At 69.5% G+C, this 20918-nt stretch carries 20 protein-coding genes; 10 read left to right on the top strand and 10 right to left on the bottom strand.

Features of this window, described 5'->3' with window-relative positions:
• Nucleotides 1-7: 7 nt before the first annotated feature.
• From MUN76_RS05410 to MUN76_RS05400, 3 genes are read right to left on the bottom strand one after another with little or no spacing between them, the layout of a single operon-like run.
• Nucleotides 8-1651, bottom strand: a complete 1644-nt coding sequence (locus MUN76_RS05410; RefSeq protein ID WP_244687844.1) for a carbohydrate-binding domain-containing protein — start codon at nucleotides 1649-1651, stop codon at nucleotides 8-10.
• On the bottom strand, nucleotides 1648-2499 hold the full coding sequence (locus MUN76_RS05405; protein WP_244687842.1) for a polyphosphate polymerase domain-containing protein: 852 nt from the start codon (nucleotides 2497-2499) through the stop codon (nucleotides 1648-1650). Before MUN76_RS05405 ends, MUN76_RS05410 begins: the two co-directional genes overlap by 4 nt.
• Nucleotides 2496-3173, bottom strand: a complete 678-nt coding sequence (locus MUN76_RS05400) for a DUF4956 domain-containing protein (RefSeq protein WP_244687840.1) — start codon at nucleotides 3171-3173, stop codon at nucleotides 2496-2498. Before MUN76_RS05400 ends, MUN76_RS05405 begins: the two co-directional genes overlap by 4 nt.
• A gap of 148 nt (nucleotides 3174-3321) precedes the next feature.
• Between MUN76_RS05400 and MUN76_RS05395 the strand changes: the two genes are divergently transcribed.
• Complete coding sequence (locus tag MUN76_RS05395; protein WP_244687838.1) at nucleotides 3322-3678, top strand: TfoX/Sxy family protein; 357 nt, start codon at nucleotides 3322-3324, stop codon at nucleotides 3676-3678.
• A 147-nt stretch (nucleotides 3679-3825) separates the two neighbouring features.
• Here MUN76_RS05395 and MUN76_RS05390 read toward each other — a convergent pair whose 3' ends face one another.
• Nucleotides 3826-4248 carry an NUDIX hydrolase gene (locus MUN76_RS05390; protein WP_256451806.1) on the bottom strand — a complete coding sequence of 141 codons (423 nt, stop codon included), beginning with the start codon at nucleotides 4246-4248 and terminating at the stop codon, nucleotides 3826-3828.
• Entirely contained in the window at nucleotides 4245-5087 is an 843-nt protein-coding gene (locus MUN76_RS05385; protein ID WP_244687836.1) for a carbon-nitrogen family hydrolase, read from the bottom strand. The genes MUN76_RS05390 and MUN76_RS05385 overlap by 4 nt, the downstream gene beginning before the upstream one ends.
• Nucleotides 5088-5179: 92 nt before the next feature.
• Between MUN76_RS05385 and MUN76_RS05380 the strand changes: the two genes are divergently transcribed.
• Complete coding sequence (locus tag MUN76_RS05380) at nucleotides 5180-5755, top strand: NUDIX hydrolase family protein (RefSeq protein ID WP_244687835.1); 576 nt, start codon at nucleotides 5180-5182, stop codon at nucleotides 5753-5755.
• 20 nt (nucleotides 5756-5775) lie between these two features.
• Here the strand turns inward: MUN76_RS05380 and MUN76_RS05375 are convergent, their stop codons facing one another.
• The 4 genes from MUN76_RS05375 to MUN76_RS05360 are packed head-to-tail and all read right to left on the bottom strand — an operon-like array spanning nucleotide 5776 to nucleotide 8051.
• The gene (locus tag MUN76_RS05375) at nucleotides 5776-6225 is read right to left on the bottom strand and encodes a SprT-like domain-containing protein (protein ID WP_244687833.1); all 450 of its coding nucleotides are present in this window, start codon (nucleotides 6223-6225) and stop codon (nucleotides 5776-5778) included.
• On the bottom strand, nucleotides 6218-7114 hold the full coding sequence (locus MUN76_RS05370; protein WP_244687831.1) for a spermidine synthase: 897 nt from the start codon (nucleotides 7112-7114) through the stop codon (nucleotides 6218-6220). Before MUN76_RS05370 ends, MUN76_RS05375 begins: the two co-directional genes overlap by 8 nt.
• Entirely contained in the window at nucleotides 7111-7449 is a 339-nt protein-coding gene (locus MUN76_RS05365; RefSeq protein ID WP_346730407.1) for a glutaredoxin domain-containing protein, read from the bottom strand. The genes MUN76_RS05370 and MUN76_RS05365 overlap by 4 nt, the downstream gene beginning before the upstream one ends.
• An 11-nt stretch (nucleotides 7450-7460) precedes the next feature.
• Nucleotides 7461-8051 carry a MarR family winged helix-turn-helix transcriptional regulator gene (locus MUN76_RS05360; RefSeq protein ID WP_244687830.1) on the bottom strand — a complete coding sequence of 197 codons (591 nt, stop codon included), beginning with the start codon at nucleotides 8049-8051 and terminating at the stop codon, nucleotides 7461-7463.
• 86 nt (nucleotides 8052-8137) lie between these two features.
• Between MUN76_RS05360 and MUN76_RS05355 the strand changes: the two genes are divergently transcribed.
• Nucleotides 8138-9082, top strand: coding sequence for a VOC family protein (locus MUN76_RS05355; protein WP_244687828.1), 945 nt, complete (start codon nucleotides 8138-8140; stop codon nucleotides 9080-9082).
• Here MUN76_RS05355 and MUN76_RS05350 read toward each other — a convergent pair.
• Entirely contained in the window at nucleotides 9079-9738 is a 660-nt protein-coding gene (locus MUN76_RS05350) for a phosphatase PAP2 family protein (RefSeq protein ID WP_244687826.1), read from the bottom strand. The genes MUN76_RS05355 and MUN76_RS05350 overlap by 4 nt on opposite strands.
• 235 nt (nucleotides 9739-9973) lie before the next feature.
• On the opposite strand from MUN76_RS05350, the gene rpoB reads away from it, so the two are divergent.
• The 7 genes from rpoB to rpsG all read left to right on the top strand — a co-directional run bounded on the left by rpoB (nucleotide 9974) and on the right by rpsG (nucleotide 20812).
• The gene (rpoB, locus tag MUN76_RS05345; RefSeq protein ID WP_244687824.1) at nucleotides 9974-13471 is read left to right on the top strand and encodes a DNA-directed RNA polymerase subunit beta; all 3498 of its coding nucleotides are present in this window, start codon (nucleotides 9974-9976) and stop codon (nucleotides 13469-13471) included.
• 68 nt (nucleotides 13472-13539) lie between these two features.
• Nucleotides 13540-17433 carry a DNA-directed RNA polymerase subunit beta' gene (locus MUN76_RS05340; protein WP_244687822.1) on the top strand — a complete coding sequence of 1298 codons (3894 nt, stop codon included), beginning with the start codon at nucleotides 13540-13542 and terminating at the stop codon, nucleotides 17431-17433.
• Nucleotides 17434-17611: 178 nt separating this feature from the next.
• The gene (locus MUN76_RS05335) at nucleotides 17612-18562 is read left to right on the top strand and encodes a hypothetical protein (RefSeq protein WP_244687821.1); all 951 of its coding nucleotides are present in this window, start codon (nucleotides 17612-17614) and stop codon (nucleotides 18560-18562) included.
• Complete coding sequence (locus tag MUN76_RS05330) at nucleotides 18559-19041, top strand: DUF6121 family protein (RefSeq protein ID WP_244687819.1); 483 nt, start codon at nucleotides 18559-18561, stop codon at nucleotides 19039-19041. The genes MUN76_RS05335 and MUN76_RS05330 overlap by 4 nt, the downstream gene beginning before the upstream one ends.
• A 2-nt stretch (nucleotides 19042-19043) precedes the next feature.
• Entirely contained in the window at nucleotides 19044-19679 is a 636-nt protein-coding gene (locus MUN76_RS05325; protein WP_244687817.1) for a spermidine/putrescine ABC transporter substrate-binding protein, read from the top strand.
• 288 nt (nucleotides 19680-19967) lie between these two features.
• A complete protein-coding gene (gene rpsL, locus MUN76_RS05320) occupies nucleotides 19968-20342 on the top strand; it encodes a 30S ribosomal protein S12 (protein WP_218115550.1) in 375 nt (124 codons plus the stop codon).
• A complete protein-coding gene (gene rpsG, locus MUN76_RS05315; protein ID WP_244687815.1) occupies nucleotides 20342-20812 on the top strand; it encodes a 30S ribosomal protein S7 in 471 nt (156 codons plus the stop codon). Before rpsL ends, rpsG begins: the two co-directional genes overlap by 1 nt.
• Nucleotides 20813-20918: the final 106 nt, after the last annotated feature.

The raw sequence follows: 20918 nt of genomic DNA, 5'->3' as shown, positions 1-20918 counted from the left end.
GGCCGACCTACATCTGAGGCGGCTGACCGCCGCCGTTCGGCGCGCCGCCGCCCGGACCGCCGAACCCTCCGCCGGCGCCACCCGCTCCGCCGGGCCCCTGGGTCGCCGCGGCCTCGCCCGCGACCGCGGTGCCGGCCGAGGATCCGTCGATCACGATCTCGTAGGTGGCACCGGCCTCCACCTCGGCCGAGGAGAAGATCACCGCCCCCGCGGACTTCGCCGCGGTCAGCGTGCCGACCACCGCGCCCGAGTCGTCCACGATCTCCGCGTCCTGACCGGCCTCGAGCGATGCGTTGAGCATCACCCAGCCCTGGGTCGAGGTCGCACCGGGCGCCTGCTCCATGCCGCCGGATCCGAGCGCCAGCAGGGTGCCGCCGGTGACGGCGAGGTCGCCGTTCGCGTCCAGTGCGCCGTTGCCCGAGTTCGTGGGGCCGTACACGGTGACGTTGCCGCCCGAGATCGTGAGCGAGCCGTTCGAGTCGAGGCCGTCGCCCTCGGCGTTCACCGTCACGTCGCCGCCCGAGATTTCGACGCGCTCACCGGTATCCGCGAACTCGCCGCCGCCGGGCATGCCGCCGCTGGTATCCGCGCTTTCCGTGCTGGTCGTTGCGCCCGATCCGTTGATCCCGTCGTCGCTCGCGGTCACCGACACCGTGCCGCCGCCGATCCCGACCGCCGCGGCCTCGATCCCCTCGAGCGACTCCGCGACCGTCACCGATCCGCCGCCGATGGAGACGATCTGCTCGCCCGTGATGCCGTCGTCGGCGACACTCACCGTCACCTCACCGCCAGTGATCACGATGTCGGCCTGGGCCTGCACCCCGTCGTCGCCCGCGGCGACGTCGATCGTGCCGCCGGAGATCACGATGTTGCCTTGGGTGGCGTCGTCCTCCTGGTCGCTCTTCAGGCCGTCACCGCCGGTCGCCGTCAGCGCGAGTGTGCCGCCCTCGACCGCGAGCGCGTCCTTGCCGCGGAGCGCGTCATCTGCGGCCGTCACCGTGATCGATCCCGACAGGATCACGAGGTCGTCGGTGCTCGTGATGCCGTCGTTGCCGTTCCCCGACACCGCGAGCGCGCCGCTTCCCGTGATCGTGAGGTCTGTGTCCGCGTGGACCGCGGCGTTCGCCGCCGTGTCGTCGGCGGTGGAGGCCGCGTCGGACACGGTGTTGCGGCTGCCCGCGGCGAGGGAGATCGCGACGTCGTCGGCCGTGCGCACATCGATCGCTGCGCCCCCGTCGGCGGCGATGTCGGCGCCGTCGAGGATCAGCACGACGAGCGCGTCATCGGGGGCCTCGACGATGATCTGCCCGTCGAGCTGCCCGCTCACCCGGTACACACCGGCCGCCGTGATCGTGACGGTGGCGCCGTCGATGGTGACGCCCTCGCCCGAGGTGGTCGCGGTGTCGCCGTCGAGCGCGATGTCGACCGCGTCGGCCTCGGACCACTCGTCATCGTTCACGGTGGTGATGTCTGCGTTCTCCGCGAGCACGGACTCCGGCGAGAGGTCGCCGGTGAACGCGACGGTGTCGGCGGACACCGGATTCGCGTCGGTGGTCGAGGTCGAGGCGGCGGTTCCGGGAACGGCGGTACACCCCGCGAGGAGCGCGCCTCCGAGGACGACGGTGGTGACGGTGAGCCAGGTGCGTTTCATGAGAGATCCTTTGTCGGTCGGGGTGCGGGGAGGTGTGGGCGAGCGGCGGTGACCGAAGTGGCACTGCCGGGAGCGGCGCTCTCGGTCGCGGTGGCGAACGGTCCGCGCAGCAGCCGTGCCCACTTGTTGCCGCTGAGCTCGGGGTGCAGCGCCGCCGTGCCGGTGCCGAACTTGCTGATGCCCGCGGGGCGCATCCCCGAGCGCCACAGCGCACGGTCGAGGGCGCTCGGCGGGCCCGCCGACTTCGACTCGACGATCACCCAGTCCGGCAGCTCGAGCGTGCGGCCATCCGCGTCGATCCACACGAGCGCGGTGTCGATCGTGGCCCGGCTTCCGTCCGGTGCGAGGAGGGTCGTGCGTCGATAGCGGGTGGTGAGTGCGGCGTCGAGCCCGTCGACGAGCGCGGGATCGAGACCGATCCCCGCGAACGCCTCGGCGCTGTACGCACGGCCGGCCTCCGTCAGCCGACGACGATGACCCGGGTCGTACGCGATGCGCTCCTTCACGGTGACTCCGCGCCCGCCGCGGGTCTTCATCTCCAGGAAGGAGACACCGGCGCCGACGTAGGTGCGCGAGCGGAGCTTGAAGCGGCGGCGTCGGGATCGTGCCGCGAGGTGGTAGCTCAGGCGATCGGCGGTGTCGAAGTACACGGACTCGTAGGCGAAGTCGCGCGCGCCGTGCTGCTCCAGCACGCGGGTGCGGTCATCGACGGCGCAGAGCACGGCGCGGGCGCCGTCGATCCGCATGAGGTACTTGCGGTCCACGCGGGTGAGCAGTTCGGCCTCGGCGGTGAGCGCGTCGAGCGACACCGGTCCGCAGTGGGCGACGGCGCGCGTGATGCCGGTCATCGGGGTGCCCCGCCCGTGAGCTGCAGCACCGTCTCTGCGTCCGCGCCTGCGGCTCGAGGCGCGGTGGCAGTGCTGCGCCGCGACGATCGCAGGCCGCCGGCGGTCGGCCGCGCGATCCGCGGCGCCCGCGGCACTCGGTACCGCACGTCGACGAGGGTCGTGTCGTTCACGAAGTCGAGATCCTGCACGGCCGCGGAGGTCACGGTCCCGCCGAGGCGGCGGCCGAGCTCGTCGCGCAGCTCCGCCTCATCGGCGATGGCGCGGTCGAGGCGCACCAGCTGGTGACGGCTCCGGCTCAGGATCGACGGGTGATCCGCGACCCACATCACGGCGAGGATCAGGCCGATGAGCAGGGTCGGCACTGTGATATCGGTCTGCGCGAGCCCCCCGATCAACCCCATTGCGAGTGCGGAGAAGTAGTAGGCGACCTCGCGCTGACTGATCTCGGACGAGCGCAGTCGGATGATGGAGAGCACTCCGAACAGCCCGAGTCCGAGGCCCAGCGCGACCTCCGCGGTGCTGAGCACGGTCGCCACCGCGAGCACCCCGATGTTCACCCCGAGGAACGCGACCACGAGATCGCGTCGGCGGTGCCGCCGGTAGTAGAGACCGAGCGTGAGGATGAGGGCGGCCGCGATGTCGATCGCGATGAGGAGGGGGCTGAGTGCGGTCACGAGGGCTCCGGGAGTTCGGTGAGTGGCGGAGCGGCGGGGCCGGGCTCCGTTGGATGTGCTCCATCACATCTCCGGAAGCTATGCATTGCTGATGGGTTCTCGAAGCGGCGGCTGCGGTTCGTCCCGAGGACCGCGTAGGGTGGACGACATGGGTACCAGAGCCGAGACCATGGAGTTCCTCGCCGACCAGCTCGGTGCGCTTCCGAACATCCGCTACCGCAAGATGTTCGGCGAGTACGGGCTCTACTGCGACGAGAAGGTCGTCGCGTTCATCTGCGACGACGAGCTCTTCGTGAAGCCCACCGACGCGGGGCGCGCCTACATCGGCGAGCCCGACGAGGCGCCCGCGTACCCCGGATCGAAGCTGTACTTCCGGGTGAGCGGAGACCGCTGGGAGGACCGGGAGTGGCTCACCGGCCTCATCGACGCGACGGCGGCGGTGCTGCCGACACCGACGCCCAAGGCGACGGCGAAGCGGAAGGCACCTACGAAGCGGAAGGCCTAGCGTGGGCGTCTGCGCTCTGCACCCACCCTCATCCCGATCGAGAGCCTCCGTTCTTGCCGAACGCCTCTGATCTGCGCGCTCACTTCGGAGGCTCTCGGCGCGATGGGAGGCGTTCGGCGCATGCGACTGCCGGATCCTCGGAGTCGATCATCTCCCGTCGCGGGCGCGGAGCGCCGGGAACACGTGCTCGGTGTTGAGCGGCGCCAAGTCGCCGCGATCCCGCGCCGGATCGACCCACTCGAGGTGCTCGATCTCCGCCCGGGGCACAGCGCTCGCCGCGGCCGCGACGAACGGGTGCTCGAACACGGCCGCGACGACGGTGTGGCCCGGTTCGTTCGCCGCAGGCGAGGCGAACACCCCCAGGGCGTCGAGCCGGTCGACGTCGAGGTCGATCCCGAGCTCCTCGGAGAACTCTCGGACGGCGGTCGCGCGAGGGTTCTCACCCGGCTCGTGCTTGCCGCCCGGCAGCATGAGCATCACCGTGCCGCGCTTGCGCACGTTGAGCACCCGGCCCCGCGGATCGCGCATGACCACCGCGCTCACCCGGATCTCCCGACTGGCCGCGCTCACGCTCGCGCACCCGGGTCCGTGCCGAGCGCCGCGTAGTCGTCCGCGCTGAGCCGGTCCGCGATCACGGGGAACTCCGCGCGCACCTCTGCCACCCGCGCGGGATCGAGCTCCACGATGAGCACCTCTTCGCCGTCACCGCACTCGGCGACCACCCGGCCCGCGGGGTCGACCACCCGACTGAACCCGCCGAGCTGCACGTCCCCCTGCGACCCGCACGCGTTGCAGGCGAGGACCCAGAGCTGGTGCTCCACGGCCCGGGCCTGCGTCAGCAGGCACCAGTGCTCGCGCCGCGCCGCGGGCCACGCGGCCGGGACGATCACGACCTCCGCGCCGCGCGTGCTGAGCTCCTGCCAGAGCCCCGGGAAGCGCAGGTCGTAGCACGTGGTGCTGCCGACCGCTCCGACCGGGGTGTCGACGACGCTGAGCGTGGCGCCGGGCGCCAGCAGCTGCGACTCCAGGGACTGGTAGCCGAAAACGTGGATCTTGCGGTAGGTCTGGGCGATCGCGCCGTCGGCGTCGACGAGCACGGCCGTGTTGTGCAGCGCGCCGTCGGCACCGCGCTCGATGATGCTGCCGAGATGGATCGCCGAGCCGAGATCCTGCGCCACCCGCCGCACCATCGTCACCGTGGGCCCGTCGAGCGTTTCCGCGAGCTCGTCGTAGCGGTCGAAGGCGAAGTACCCGGCGCTCCAGAGCTCCGGCAGCACGAACAGGTCGACGCCCGTGTGCTGGCGCAGCAGGCTCTCGACGCGGTCGATCCGCGCGGACTGCGTCTCGGTGTCCGGGCTGGCGAGCTGCACGAGGGCGATGCGCCGGGTTGGGGGAGTCGGTGCGGTCATGCTCCCAGCCTATGCGCTGCGCTCGACGGGACCTATGCGCTGCGCGGTCGGCCTTCAGCGCCGCGCTCGGCCGGGTAGGGCAGAATGGCAGCATGAGCATCGACACGGCCGAGCTGCCCGACGCCGAGGGACCGGAGGACCGCCCCGCGCCCGCGGGCAACCCGGGGTGGTTGAGCGAGGACGAGCTGAACTTCGTCCGCGGCCGGCTGCCGGTCGTCTACGTCGAGGCGGTTCCCGTGCGGCTCGACGGGCTCGGGCAGGTCATCGAGGTCGGACTCCTCCTGCGCGGCACCCCGGAGGGTGAGATGACGCGGTCCTTCGTCTCCGGTCGCGTGCGGTACGGCGAGACGCTCCGCGAGGCGCTCTTCCGCCACCTCGAGAACGATCTCGGCCCGATGGCCTTCCCGCAGATGCCGGCGACCGTCGTGCCCATGCAGGTCGCCGAGTACTTCCCGATGCCCGGCATCTCCGCGTACGTCGATGCCCGGCAGCACGCCGTCTCGCTGGTCTACGTCGTGCCCGTGACCGGCACGTGCAACCCGCGCCAGGACGCGCTCGAGGTGACGTGGATGGCGCCGTCCGAGGCGCTCGCCGAGGCGACGCTCTCGGAGCTGCCGGGCGGTCGGGGTGCGCTGCTGCGCCAGGCGCTCGCGGGCGTCGGCTGCTGAGCGGGATCAGGGCCCGACGGTCACCGCCGTCGCCACTCGATGAGGTGCGCCCGTGAGAAGCCGCGGGTGCAGGTGCCGCACGACGTGACCCGTGTCGGGCGGCGGAAGCGGAAGTGCTCGTGCCCGGCGGGGCACACGCCGATCCACGGCGCGCGCTCGTGCGCGATCTCGCCGTCGTGGGTGCGCCCGCCGACGTACCCGAGCTCCTCGGCGACGCGCTTCCAGGCGGCCCCGTGCCCGGCCTGCGGGCCCGCGATCGCGTGAGCGACCTCGTGCAGCAGGACCTGGTGGATCTCGTCGTCCTCGAACTTCTCGCTCAGGTACCGCGACACGGTGATCCGATGGTCGGTGTAGTTGCAGAGTCCCGCACGTCGTTTGGCGTGGTCGAAGTCGAACGTCCACACGTCCGGGTCCAGATGCATCCGGATGAGCGCCTCCGCCCAGACTCGGACGCGGGCGGGATCAGCCACGCTCGAACAGCTCGCGCGCCGGCGCCGGGGACGCCACGGCCGTCGCGTCCGTGACCACCGCGGCCCCGCGCACGAAGTCGGTGAACTCCCGGCCCGTGAGAAGACGAGCGGGGTGGGGTCCACTCGCGAGCAGGCGCGGCAGCCAGTCGAGGCTTGCGTCGCGCTCCGCGTCGCGCTCCGCGTCGCGCTCTGAGTCCGCGGCTCCGGCGCCGGTCGCGAGCAGCACAACATTGCCGAACCGTCGACCCTTCAGCACCTGCGGCTCGGCGATCGCCGCGACGGAGCCGAAGAGACTCGACAGCGTGGCGGCCTGCCCGCGCACGAACGGCAGCCCCGGCCCGTCGGCCGCGTTCACCACGACCATGCCGTCGGGGGCGAGCAGCGGACGGATCAGCTCGTAGAACTCGACGCTCGACACGTGCGCGGGTGTGCGGTCGCCGGCGAAGATGTCGACGACGACCAGGTCCATCGCGCCCTGCATGCCGCTCGGCAGCCGCTGCAGCACCTCCCGAGCGTCCCCTCTCCGCACGCGGATGCTCGCCCGCTTCGGGAGCGGAGCGGCCTCGCGCACCAGATCGACCAGGGCGCCCTCGATCTCCACGATCTGCTGGCGGCTCCCGGGCCGGGTGGCCTCCACGTAGCGCGGCAGCGTGAAGGCGCCGCCGCCCAGATGCAGCGCGGAGATCGGCGCGCCGTCCGGGCGGAACAGATCGATGACGTGCCCGATGCGCCGGATGTACTCGAAGAACAGCTCACCCGGGTCCGCGAGATTGACGTGGGACTGCGGCGTGCCGTCGACGAGCAGTTGGATGGATCCCGGAACCCAGCGGTCCTCCTCGACCTCGGCGGTGAGGCCGGAGCTCAGGATGATCGGTTCGGGCAGCTTCACGCGAGGCCCAGCTCCTCGATCTTCCGCAGCATGTCGGCGTTCGAGGGTTCCACCTGGTGGCTGCGATCGGGGTAGAGGATCACGGGGATGTTCGTGCGCCCGCTGATGTCTCGAGCGACCTCGGCGGCCTCGGGATCCTGCACGAGGTCGACGTAGCGGTACGGGGCGCCGCTGCGGTCGAAGATGAGCTTCGCGCGCCGGCAGTCGCCGCACCAGTCGGCGCCGAAGATGAGGGTCTCGGCGGTCGTCGAGTGCTCCGGGGTCTCCGTCGTCTCCGCCGCGACCGCGGGGTCGCTTTGCTGCTCGGTCGCGGGATCGCTGTGCTGCTCGGTCATGACATACGACTCTACGCCGTCGGGTGCGCTGCCGTCGGGTGCGCTGCTGTCGGGTGCGCTGCCGTCGGCGGGTCCGCGGGGCAGGCCGGCTCGCCCGTGCCGCACCGCGCGGCGAGGCGGCGATCCGGATCCAGAGCACCGAGGATCGCCGTGCTCACGTCGGTCAGCTGGGCGACCCCGTCGCCCGGGAGCTCGCGGAGGCCGCTCAGGATCAGTTCCCGCGCCGCCTCGGCGTAGTGCCCGCGGCACTCCGTGACCACCTCGGTCCCGCGCGCGGTCAGGATCGCGTTCGTCGCCCGGCCGTCCTCGGGACACGCGGCGCGCTCCACCAGCCCGCGGCGCTCGAGCGCCGACACCACCCGCGACAGGCGGGGGAGCGTGGCGTTCGTGCGGCCGGCCAGCGCGGTCAGGCGGAGGCGGAGCTCGGGTGCCGTGTCGAGTGCGTCGAGCAGGGTGTATTCGAACGAGGTGACACCGAGGGGTGCCAGCTTGCGGTCCAGGGCTGACGGCAGCAGCTCGAGCAGGGCGTGCAGTCGCGCGATCGCGGCCCGCTCGCGGTGGTCGAGCGGGGTATCGAGCGGGGTGTCGGGGGAGGCGCTCACGCTGGCAGTCTAGCAAGGTACTTGTACCTGCAACTAAATGCGGGTACGATTTGGTTGTACCTTAAAGTAAATCCTTGGAGTCGATGATGAGCAGCACCCCCACCCCCGCGCCGGTCGAGGACCGGATCCTGAGCCCCCTGCTCGCCATGGATGCCGTGTCGCTGCGCGTCGGCGACCTGGAGCGGATGTCGTCGTACTACTCGGAGGCGCTCGCCCTCGCGCCGATCGAGGAGCGCGCGCGGGGCGCGGAGGTGCACCGGGTGCTCGGCCGCGGCACCACCCCCTTCGTGCGCATGATCCACACCCCGAACCTCCCGGCCGTCGATGCGCGGGACGCGGGGCTCTTCCACACGGCATTCCTCTTCGACGACGCCCCGTCGCTCGCGGCGACCGTGCTCCGCGCGGCGCAGCACCCGGAGAGCCGGTTCGTCGGGTCGAGCGATCACCTCGTGAGCGAGGCCTTCTACTTCACCGATCCCGAGGGAAACGGGATCGAGCTCTACGTGGATCGGCCGCGCGAGCAGTGGACGCGGAAGAACGGGCAGTTGGAGATGGGAACGAGCTTCCTCGACCCCAACGCCTATCTCCGCACGCATCTCGGCAGCACGCATCTCGATTCGGGGAATCCCGCGGACCAGTCCGGTACACCGGGCCGGGTGGGGCACGTGCACCTGCAGGTGGGCGACATCGCGACCGCCGAGCGGTTCTACGTCGACGCGCTCGGGTTCGAGCCGACCGTCACCGGGTACCCCGGAGCGCTGTTCGCGTCGGCCGGCGGGTACCACCACCACGTCGCGATGAACACCTGGAACAGCAACGGCGCGGGTCCGCGCGCCGCACGGCTCGGTCTGGGTGACGTCGCGATTACCCTCCCCGGGCGGCAGGATCTCGACGCGCTGGTCGCACGGCTCGCCTCCCGCGGGATCGCGTTCGCCGACGACGGCCGCGCCGTGGTGGTGCACGACCCGTGGGGCACGCAGGTGACGCTCGCGCTCCCCGGCGGCGGAGTCGACGAGCTGCTGGGGCGCTAGGCGCGCTGGATCCAGAACCGTCGCGCGAGGATCGCGGCGCCGATCCCGAGGACGACGCCCGCGAGGGTGTCGCTCAGCCAGTGCACGTGCAGCGCGGTGCGGCTCCACATCATGAGCAGGATCCAGGCCGTGCTGACCGCCCAGACCACCCGCGTGGCGGCGGGGGAGAAGGACTCGCTGTACGTCACGACCAGCGCGAGCGAGACCGCGAGTGCCGCGGCCCCCATCGAGTGCCCCGACGGGTACGAGCTGCCGTGCGAGGCGTAGAGCTGATCCCACGGGCGCGGCCGCACGACGAGCGCCTTGATGGTCTCCGACGCGGCGACCCCGAGCAGCATCGCCGTGGCGACCGCTGCGGCGTCCCGGGCCTGCCGCACGGCGAGGAGCAGGGCTGCGGCGATGACGGTGCAGGCGATGGCCCCCACTCCGCCCCCGACCTCGGCCATGAACACGGCCACGGCGTAGGGCGCCGATCCCCGCGTGAGCGACACGAGGCCCTGCCACCACTCGTCGATCCCGAGCGGCCCGGCATCGCCGAACCGGAGGGCCGCCCCGCCCGCGACCACGAGCGCGATCCCGACGATCGCCCACCACGATGCGACCCGCATGCGGCGCCGCTCCGCGACGGCGGCGGGTGATGATGCAGGAGCTCCCATCCGCCCACCCTACTGGTGGCGGTCGGGCGACTCCCTGAGTCCCGGGATCGACGCTGGACACGCCCGGGCGAAGATGTTACAGTTGATAGTTGCACTACGGACACCAGTGTGCCTGCATATAGAGGTAGGCCCCGGGAGCTGGCGCGAAAGCGCAGATGGGCCCCGCGAGTGATCCAGAAGCAACTCCCGCAAGACTAAGTCAATCGGCCCGACGGGGCCCACGGAGGTAGTTTCCTTGGCTGCTGCGCGCAACGCATCGTCATCCCATCCACCGAAGAACGGCCGCAACCACCAGCGGCTCTCCTTCGCCAAGATTTCCGACACGCTGTCGGTGCCCAATCTGCTGGCACTGCAGCTCGAGAGCTTCGACTGGCTCGTCGGCAATGACGCGTGGAAGGAACGCGTCATTGAGGCACAGGCCGAAGGACGCGACGACATCGCGCTGAAGAGCGGCCTCGAGGAGATCTTCGATGAGATCTCCCCGATCGAGGACAACGCCGGCACGATGCAGCTCTCGTTCGAGAACCCGATCCTCGACGAGCAGAAGTTCACCATCGAGGAGTGCAAGGAGCGGGGCAAGACCTACTCCGCGCCGCTCTACGTCGAGGCGGCCTTCTACAACACCGAGACGCAGGTGCTGAAGAGCCAGACGGTCTACATGGGCGACTTCCCCATCATGACCGACAAGGGCACCTTCATCATCAACGGCACCGAGCGCGTCATCGTGTCGCAGCTCGTCCGCAGCCCGGGCGTCTACTTCGAGCGCACCCAGGAGAAGACGAGCGACAAGGACGTCTTCACCGCACGCGTGATCCCGAGCCGCGGCGCCTGGCTGGAGTTCGAGGTCGACAAGCGCGACCAGGTCGGCGTCCGCATCGACCGCAAGCGCAAGCAGTCGGTCACCGTCTTCCTGAAGGCCCTCGGCATGACGAGCGAGGAGATCCTCGAGGAGTTCGCCGGCTACGAGTCGATCGCGCTCACCCTCGAGAAGGACGCCATCGTCACGCAGGAGGAGGCGCTCAAGGACATCTACCGCAAGCAGCGTCCGGGCGAGCAGGTGGCCATCGAGGCCGCGCGCGCGCTCCTCGACAACAGCTACTTCAACGCGAAGCGCTACGACCTGGCCAAGGTCGGTCGCTACAAGATCAACCGCAAGCTCGGTCTCGACGCCCCCATCACCGACTCGGTGCTGTCGCTCGAGGACATCGTCGCGACGATCAAGTACCTCGTCGGGCTGCACGCCGGCACCGAGAAGCTCCCCGGCGTCCGCGACGGCAAGCCGGTCGAGATCCGCCTCGACACCGACGACATCGATCACTTCGGCAACCGTCGCATCCGCGCGGTGGGCGAGCTCATCCAGAACCAGGTCCGCACCGGCCTGAGCCGCATGGAGCGCGTCGTGCGCGAGCGCATGACGACGCAGGACATCGAGGCGATCACGCCGAACACCCTGATCAACACGCGCCCCGTGCTCGCGGCGATCAAGGAGTTCTTCGGGACGTCGCAGCTGTCGCAGTTCATGGATCAGAACAACCCGCTCGCGGGCCTGACCAACAAGCGCCGTCTCTCCGCGCTCGGCCCCGGCGGCCTGTCGCGTGACCGCGCCGGCGTCGAGGTCCGTGACGTCCACCCGTCGCACTACGGCCGCATGTGCCCCATCGAGACCCCGGAAGGCCCGAACATCGGCCTGATCGGCGCCCTCGCGACGTTCGCGCGCATCAACGCGTTCGGGTTCATCGAGACGCCGTACCGCCGGGTCATCGACGGCAAGGCGACCGACCAGGTCGACTACCTCACCGCGCACGAGGAGGACGAGTTCCTCATCGCGCAGGCCGGTGCGCCGCTCGACAAGAACGGCAAGTTCGCCGAGAAGCAGGTCCTCGCCCGCCCCCGTGGCTCCGAGGTGATCCTGGTCGACGCGGCCCGCGTCGACTACATGGACGTCTCGCCCCGCCAGATGGTGTCGGTCGCGACCTCGCTGATCCCGTTCCTCGAGCACGACGATGCGAACCGCGCGCTCATGGGCGCGAACATGCAGCGTCAGGCCGTCCCGCTCGTCCGCAGCTCGTCTCCGCTTGTCGGCACCGGCATGGAGGGCTATGCGGCCATCGACGCCGGTGACGTGGTCACCGCGCTGAAGTCGGGTGTCGTCGCCGATGTGTCGGCCGACGTCGTCACGATCCAGCAGGACGAGGGCGGCACGAAGAGCTACTTCATGCGCAAGTTCGACCGCTCGAACCAGGGCACGAACTACAACCACCGCGTGATCGTCAAGGCCGGCGAGCGCATCGAGGCCGGCGAGGTCATCGCGGATGGCCCCGCGACGGAGAACGGCGAGCTCGCGCTCGGCAAGAACCTCCTCGTGGCGTTCATGTCCTGGGAGGGTCACAACTTCGAGGACGCGATCATCCTGAGCCAGAACCTGGTGAAGGACGACACGCTCTCGTCGATCCACATCGAGGAGTACGACGTCGACGCCCGCGACACCAAGCTCGGCAAGGAGGAGATCACCCGCGACCTCCCCAACGCCAGCATGGAGGCGCTGAAGGATCTCGACGAGCGCGGCATCATCCGCATCGGCGCCGAGGTCACCCCCGGCGACATCCTCGTCGGCAAGGTCACCCCGAAGGGCGAGACCGAGCTCTCGGCCGAGGAGCGCCTGCTGCGCGCGATCTTCAACGAGAAGAGCCGCGAGGTGCGCGACACGTCCCTCAAGGTGCCGCACGGCGTCTCGGGCACCGTCACGTCGGTCAAGGTCTTCGATGCGGAGAACGACAACGACGACGAGCTCGGCTCGGGTGTCAACCAGCGCGTGGTCGTCTACATCGCCCAGAAGCGCAAGATCACCGAGGGCGACAAGCTCGCCGGTCGCCACGGCAACAAGGGCGTCATCTCGAAGATCCTGCCGGTCGAGGACATGCCGTTCCTCGCGGACGGCACCCCTGTCGACGTGATCCTGAACCCGCTGGGCATCCCGGGCCGCATGAACTTCGGCCAGGTGCTCGAGATCCACCTCGGGTGGATCGCCAAGCAGGGCTGGAACGTCGAGGGCAACCCGGAGTGGGCTGCGAAGCTCTCCCAGGAGGCGCTCTCGGCCGCACCCGATACCAAGGTCGCGACCCCGGTGTTCGACGGTGCGTCCGAGGCGGAGATCGCCGGGCTCCTCGACTCCACGCTGGAAACGCGTGACGGCGAGCGGCTCATCGGATCCAGCGGCAAGACCCGTCTCTTCGACGGACGCTCGGGCGAGCCGTACCCGTACCCGGTGTCGGTCGGCTACATGTACATCCTGAAGCTGCACCACCTCGTGGACGACAAGATCCACGCGCGCTCCACGGGTCCGTACTCGATGATCACGCAGCAGCCGCTCGGCGGAAAGGCGCAGTTCGGTGGACAGCGCTTCGGCGAGATGGAGGTCTGGGCGCTCGAGGCGTACGGTGCCGCCTACGCGCTGCAGGAGCTGCTCACGGTGAAGTCCGACGACATCCTCGGTCGTGTGAAGGTCTACGAGGCGATCGTGCGCGGGGAGAACATCCCCGAGCCCGGTGTGCCGGAGTCGTTCCGCGTGCTCATGAAGGAGATGCAGTCGCTCTGCCTGAACGTCGAGGTGCTCGGGGCCGACGGCAACGCCGTCAACCTGCGCGACAACGACGACGAGGCGCACCGCACCGCGGAAGAGCTCGGCATCAACCTGTCCTCCCGCTTCGAGACCTCGTCGATCGACGAGATCTGAGTTTCTGCAGCTTCATCCGAGGATGAAGCTCGAGCCGCACTAGATTCTTAAGTTACCAAGGAGAAAACTTGCTCGAGGGTACAGATTTCAACGAGCTGCAGATCCGTCTGGCGACCGCCGACGACATCCGCAGCTGGTCGTTCGGCGAGGTCAAGAAGCCGGAGACCATCAACTACCGCACACTGAAGCCGGAGAAGGACGGTCTGTTCGGCGAACAGATCTTCGGACCGAGCCGCGACTGGGAGTGCGCCTGCGGGAAGTACAAGCGCGTCCGCTACAAGGGCATCGTCTGCGAGCGCTGCGGTGTCGAGGTCACCAAGTCCAGTGTCCGTCGCGAGCGCATGGGCCACATCGAGCTCGCCGCGCCCGTCACGCACATCTGGTACTTCAAGGGTGTGCCCTCGCGTCTCGGCTACCTGCTCGACATGGCGCCGAAGGACCTCGAGAAGGTCATCTACTTCGCCGCGTACATGATCATCGACATCGATGAAGAGGGCCGTCACGAGGATCTCGGCGAGCTGGAGGCCGAGCTGCGGCTCGAGCTGAAGGCGCTCGAGGACCAGCGCGACATCGGGATCGCCCAGCGCCAGCAGCAGGCCGAGTCCGACCTCGCCGCGCTCGAGGCCGAGGGGGCGAAGGCCGATCAGCGCCGTCGCGCCGAGGCCTCCGCCGAGAAGGAGATGGCCGCGATCCGCAAGGAGAAGGACGAGGAGATCGCCCGCCTCCAGCGCGTCTGGGAGGACTTCCGCAACCTGAAGGTCGGCGACCTGAAGCCCGAGGACGCGGTCTTCGCGGACCTCATGGATCGCTACGGCGATTACTTCGAGGCCTACATGGGCGCCGAAGCGATCAAGCGCCGTCTGCTCTCCTTCGATCTCGAGGCCGAGAGCGAGCAGCTGCACCTGCAGATCGCCGAGGGCAAGGGTCAGAAGAAGATCCGTGCGATCAAGCGCCTGAAGGTCGTCAGCTCCTTCCTGCAGACGGGTGCGAGCCCGGCCGCGATGGTGCTCGACGTCGTCCCCGTGATCCCGCCGGAGCTCCGCCCCATGGTGCAGCTCGACGGCGGCCGGTTCGCGACCTCCGATCTCAACGACCTCTACCGTCGTGTGATCAACCGCAACAACCGCCTCCGTCGTCTGCTCGATCTCGGTGCCCCCGAGATCATCGTGAACAACGAGAAGCGCATGCTGCAGGAGGCCGTCGACGCACTATTCGACAACGGCCGACGCGGCCGTCCCGTCACGGGCACCGGCAACCGCGCGCTGAAGTCCCTGAGCGACATGCTCAAGGGCAAGCAGGGCCGCTTCCGTCAGAACCTGCTCGGCAAGCGCGTCGACTACTCGGGCCGTTCGGTCATCGTCGTCGGCCCGCAGCTGAAGCTGCACCAGTGCGGTCTGCCCAAGCAGATGGCGCTGGAGCTCTTCAAGCCGTTCGTGATCAAGCGCCTCATGGATCTGTCGCACGCGCAGAACGTGAAGGCCGCGAAGCGCATGGTGGAGCGCGCGCGCTCCGAGGTCTGGGACGTGCTCGAGGAGATCATCCGCGAGCGCCCCGTGCTGCTGAACCGCGCACCGACGCTGCACCGCCTCGGCATCCAGGCGTTCGAGCCCCAGCTCGTCGAGGGCAAGGCGATCCAGCTGCACCCGCTCGTCTGCACGGCGTTCAACGCCGACTTCGACGGCGACCAGATGGCCGTCCACCTGCCGCTGTCGGTCGAGGCCCAGGCCGAGGCCCGCGTGCTGATGCTCGCGTCGAACAACATCCTGAAGCCGTCGGACGGCCGCCCGGTGACCCTGCCCTCGCAGGACATGATCATCGGTCTGCACCACCTCACCACGATCAAGCCCGAGGGCACCGGCACCGGCCGCGCCTTCGGCTCGATCGCCGAGGCGATCCTCGCCATGGACGAGGGCACCCTCGACCTCGGCGCGAAGGTGAAGCTCCGTCTCATCGGCTACACCGATGACGCCGGCGTGACCACGGAGAAGCCGTTGCTCGTCGAGACCTCTCTCGGCCGCGCGATCTTCAACGAGGCGCTGCCCGTCGACTACCCGTACTTCGAGCGCGTGGCCGACAAGGGCACCCTCTCGGGTCTGGTGAACGACCTCGCGGAGCGGTACCCGAAGGTGGAGGTCGCCGCCACGCTCGACCGCATCAAGGACGCCGGGTTCTACTGGGCCTCGCGCTCCGGTGTGACCGTTGCGCTCTCGGACGTCGTGACCCCGTCGAACAAGGCGGAGATCATCGCCGAGCACGAGAAGCGCGCCGCCAAGGTGCAGCGCGACTACGATCGCGGCATGATCCAGGACAGCGAGCGCAAGAAGGCCCTGACCGAGATCTGGACGGAGGCGACCGACGAGGTGGCCGCCGCCATGCGCGACGCGTTCCCCGCGGACAACACCATCTTCCGGATGGTGTCCTCGGGCGCCCGTGGTAACTGGCTGCAGATCCGCAACATCGCCGGTATGCGCGGCCTGGTGTCGAACCCGAAGGGTGAGATCATCCCGCGTCCGATCATCAACTCGTACCGCGAGGGCCTGTCGGTGGCGGAGTACTTCATCGCGACCCACGGTGCCCGTAAGGGTCTCGCCGATACCGCGCTCCGCACCGCCGACTCCGGGTACCTGACCCGTCGTCTGGTGGACGTGTCGCAGGACGTGATCATCCGCGAGGAGGACTGCGGCACGAAGCGCGGCCTCGACCTCCCGATCGCCGAGATCGACGCGAACGGTGTGCTCGTCGGCGACGAGAACGTCGAGAACTCGGTCTACGCGCGCACGCTGTCCTCGGACGCGGTCGACGCGAGCGGCGCCGTCGTGGCGAGCGCGGGTGAGGACGTCGGCGACGTGCTCATCGAGAAGCTCTTCGCAGCGGGTGTCACGGAGATCAAGGTCCGCTCGGTCCTGACCTGCGAGTCCGCGGTCGGCGTCTGCGCGACCTGCTACGGCCGTTCGCTCGCGACCGGCCAGCGCGTCGACATCGGCGAGGCCGTGGGCATCATCGCGGCGCAGTCGATCGGCGAGCCGGGCACGCAGCTCACCATGCGTACCTTCCACACCGGTGGTTCGGCCTCGGCCGACGACATCACGCAGGGTCTGCCCCGCGTGCAGGAGCTCTTCGAAGCCCGGACCCCGAAGGGTGCCTCGCCGATCGCGGAAGCGGCCGGCCGGGTGGTCATCGAGGACACGGAGAAGAGCCGTCGCATCCTCCTCACGCCGGACGACGGCAGCGAGGAGAAGGCCTACCCCGTGCTGAAGCGCGCGACGCTGATCGTCGAGGACGGCGACCACGTCGAGCTCGGCCAGCCGTTCCTGCAGGGCACGCTCGACCCGAAGGACATCCTCCAGGTCGGCTCCACCCAGGGCACGAAGCACATCCCCGGCGAGCGCGCCGTGCAGCGCTACCTCGTCGAGGGCGTGCAGAACGTCTACCGCTCGCAGGGTGTGCCGATCCACGACAAGCACATCGAGGTCATCGTCCGCCAGATGCTCCGCAAGGTCACCGTCGTGGATCACGGCGAGACCGAGCTGCTCCCGGGCGAGCTCGTCGACCGGGCGAAGTACCAGCGCATCAACCGCGAGGCGCTGCTCGAGGGCAAGCGCGTCGCCACGGCGCGCGCCGAGGTCATGGGGATCACCAAGGCTTCGCTCGCCACCGAGTCGTGGCTGTCCGCCGCCTCGTTCCAGGAGACGACGCGTGTGCTCACGCAGGCCGCGATGGAGGGATCGAAGGATCCGCTCATCGGCCTGAAGGAGAACGTCATCATCGGTAAGCTCATCCCGGCCGGCACCGGCCTGAGCGTCTACCGCGACGTCGACGTCCAGGCGACCGAGGAGGCGAAGGCGGAGCGGTACCCGAACCGCCTGTTCGCGACCGAGGGCACCTTCGACGAGAACGACCTGTCGTTCGTCGACTTCGACAGCTTCACGGCTGACGAGTTCAACCCGGGCAACTACAGCTAGGGTCAGAGCACCGACAGCGGGCGTCCATCCTCCGGGGTGGGCGCCCGCTGTTTTTTGCGCCGTGCCCCGCGCGGGGGCGCCACATTCCCTCCATGCGCTTGTACTGTGGCGGCAAAACGTTTGTTCTTCGGGCTCACCGATCTGGAGGACAATGAGGGACGCAACGAAAGGTGAGGCCATGAGCGAGAACCGCGACACGCCCCCGGGTGCACCGGTCGAGGAGACCGAGACGAGCCGATCCGACGTGCGCGACGCCGTCGAGCGTGCTCGGGACTCCGCCGAGGAGGCGGGCGCGGGCGACGCTGCCGCCGTGGAGACCGTGGTCGTCGAGGAGACGGTTGTGGAGACGGTGGTCGACGCCGACGGGGCCGCTGCGGAGCAGGTGCGCCGCGAGAAGCTCGCCGCGATCGACACGGAACTCGACCTCGAGCCGGCCGGGGCCGCCGCGGGGGAGACGAGCCGCCTCACCACACTCGACGATCTGCCGAGCGCCGCTGCGGACACCCCCGTGGCAGCGGCCTCCGACGCGCGCGACGGCGAGATCCGGATCAGCAGCGACCACCCCATGGCCGCCTTCTACGTGCAGACGCCGATGCCGCCGGACATCAAGGGCAACCGCGGGGGCGGGGTGCTCATCGCGATCCTGGCGACCCTCGGCTTCGCCGCCGTGTACGCCGGGGTACTCGCGCTCTGGATCGCTCCGTCCACGCCTCCCTCCCAGTTCGTGGACCGGGTGACCGAGCTCGCGCTCAACTGGGGCTTTATCGCCGGGGTCGTCGCGTTCCTCCTCGGTCTGGTGCTGCTCGTCCTGATCTTCGGTCGCGCCGGCTGGTGGGCCTACGTGCTCGGCGGGTTCTTCGTCGGCGCCCTGGTCTGGATCGCGGCGACGATCGGCAGCGCCGTGTCCGCTGACGGGGTCCGGGTGCTCTTCGAGCGCTCCCCGCTCGACAACATCGGGGAGTTCGGGCTCAGCATTCCCGCCATCGCCGCCGCACTGGTGGCGCGCGAGGCCACGATCTGGTTCGGTGCCTGGATCGGCGCGCGCGGCCGGAAGCTCAAGACCCGCAACGCCGAGGCGCTGGCCGAGTACGAGGTCGCGGTCGCGGAGGCGCAGGCGAAGCAGGCATGACCTCCGGCTCCCGCCACGGGGTGACCCGTGGATACGTCGGGGGCCTCATCCTGGCTGCCGTGACCGTCGCGATCGCGCTGCTCGTGGCGACATGGGGAGTGCTCGCGCTCAGCAGCGGGCTCGAGCCCGTGTCGAGCGACGCCGTGCCGAGGTGGGCCGCGCCGATCCTGGTCGTGGCAGCGGTGCTGGCGCTCGGCGCGGTGCTGTGGCAGCAGGCGCTGATCCTGCTGCGCGGGCAGCGCGCCCCCGCGTGGGGCCTGATCATCGCGGCGGCGCTCGGCGCCTACCTCGTCTGGTGCCTCGGCGGGATCCTCGCCGGGATGTCCATCGACGAGACCTGGGTGAGCCCGTTCGCCGCGGCGCTGATCCCGATCTGGGGAATCGCGGCGCTGCTGTTCTGGGCAGTGCTCGCGCGCCGCGTCTACACTGATCGTGCCACGCCGAAGTGGCCGTGGGAGCGCACCGAGGAGGACGAGTGATCGTGACGGGGACGATCGAGGAGCGGGTGAGCGTCGCCGTCGACGCCTGGCTGCGGTGGGTGCCGAGCTGGAGCCCGGGCACGCACCGGGGTCGCGCCCGCCTGTGCCGGCGGTGCACCGGGTCGCCGTTCCTGGCCGCGGCCGGGCTCCCCGCCGACGTTCCGCACCAGGTCACCCACGCCCTCGTCTCCCGCCTCCAGCGCATCATCGACAAGCGGGTCGACGAGGTCACCGCGTCCGAGCTGCCGACGCTGCACGCGGAGCTCACGGGCGACGAGATGTGGACCGCGGGCGGGTACGATCCCGCGGCGGGGCTCGCGCCCGAGTACGACGGCCTGGATCCGGATCCCGAACGCGATGACGGTGAGCAGCCGTTCCTCTTCACCCTCGCCGGGCTCGCGGAGGAGACGAAGCCCGCGCCGCCGCTGCCGCGCCCGCCGCTGAACGCGGAGGAGAAGCAGCGTCTGCGCCAGGAGATCGAACTCGCAGACCGGTGCGCCGAGGACACCGGGCGGGAGGTCTGCTTCGCCGTGATGACGCATCGCGCCCGGATCGAGACCGCGATCCAGCGCTTCGTGGAGCCCCAGGTCCAGGCCATGCTCGACGAGCTCAGCCGCACGCTCGAACCCCCGAAGTAGACCCGTCCCGCGGCATTGCGCGGGCGCGACCGAACGCCTATAGTTGACTGTTGGGGTGTTCCACCTGCCTGTTTGTCGTGCCTCGGTGCGATCGGCACACGGCGGAGCCCCCGCAAGGGTCACTCGCCTCATTCCGAGGCTGATACCCCCACGGCATAGCTGCACTCGGCTGCCGAGGCGACACGCGAGTGGCGCCCAGGCAACAGCAGCTCCGTGCTCGCGAGAGCGGGCACATGCTTGACCAGATGAAGCACTCCTGTCACCGTGCAGGACCAACTAGGAGAATCAGTGCCTACTATTCAGCAGCTGGTTCGTAAGGGGCGTACGCCGAAGGTCTCCAAGACCAAGGCTCCCGCCCTGAAGGCGAACCCTCAGCAGCGCGGCGTGTGCACCCGTGTGTACACGACCACCCCGAAGAAGCCGAACTCGGCGATGCGTAAGGTCGCCCGTGTGAAGCTCTCCAACGGAACCGAGGTCACGGCCTACATTCCGGGCGAGGGACACAACCTGCAGGAGCACTCGATGGTGCTCGTGCGCGGCGGTCGTGTCAAGGACCTCCCCGGTGTCCGGTACAAGATCGTGCGCGGCGCACTCGACACGCAGGCGGTCAAGGACCGTCAGCAGGCTCGGAGCCGCTACGGTGCGAAGAAGGAGAAGAAGTAATGCCTCGTAAGGGTCCTGCTCCGAAGCGCCCCGTTGTCGCCGATCCCGTATACGGCGCCCCCATTGTGAGCCAACTGGTGAACAAGATCCTCCTCGACGGAAAGAAGGGCCTCGCTGAGCGCATCGTCTACGGTGCACTCGAGAACGTGGCCGAGAAGTCCGGCCAGGATCCCGTGACGGTCCTCAAGAAGGCGCTCGACAACGTGCGCCCCACCCTCGAGGTCCGCTCGCGTCGTGTCGGCGGCAGCACCTACCAGGTGCCGATCGAGGTCAAGCCGCACCGTGCGAACACGCTCGCACTGCGCTGGTTGACCAACTACGCCAAGGCTCGTCGCGAGAACTCGATGACCGACCGTCTCACCAACGAGATTCTCGACGCATCCAACGGCCTCGGTGCCGCGGTGAAGCGTCGCGAGGACACGCACAAGATGGCCGAGTCGAACCGCGCGTTCGCTCACTACCGCTGGTAACCACTCCGCGGACCCCCGCTGGCGGGTTGGATCGCCCTGTGTGATCCAACCCGCCAGCAGCGAGGCGCTCAGCGCCCCGCGTCCTGAACTTTCACCCCCACCTGGA

The sequence above is a fragment of the Leucobacter rhizosphaerae genome (genome assembly GCF_022919175.1).
GTDB lineage: Bacteria > Actinomycetota > Actinomycetes > Actinomycetales > Microbacteriaceae > Leucobacter > Leucobacter rhizosphaerae.
This window is presented reverse-complemented; position numbering and strand designations above follow the sequence as displayed.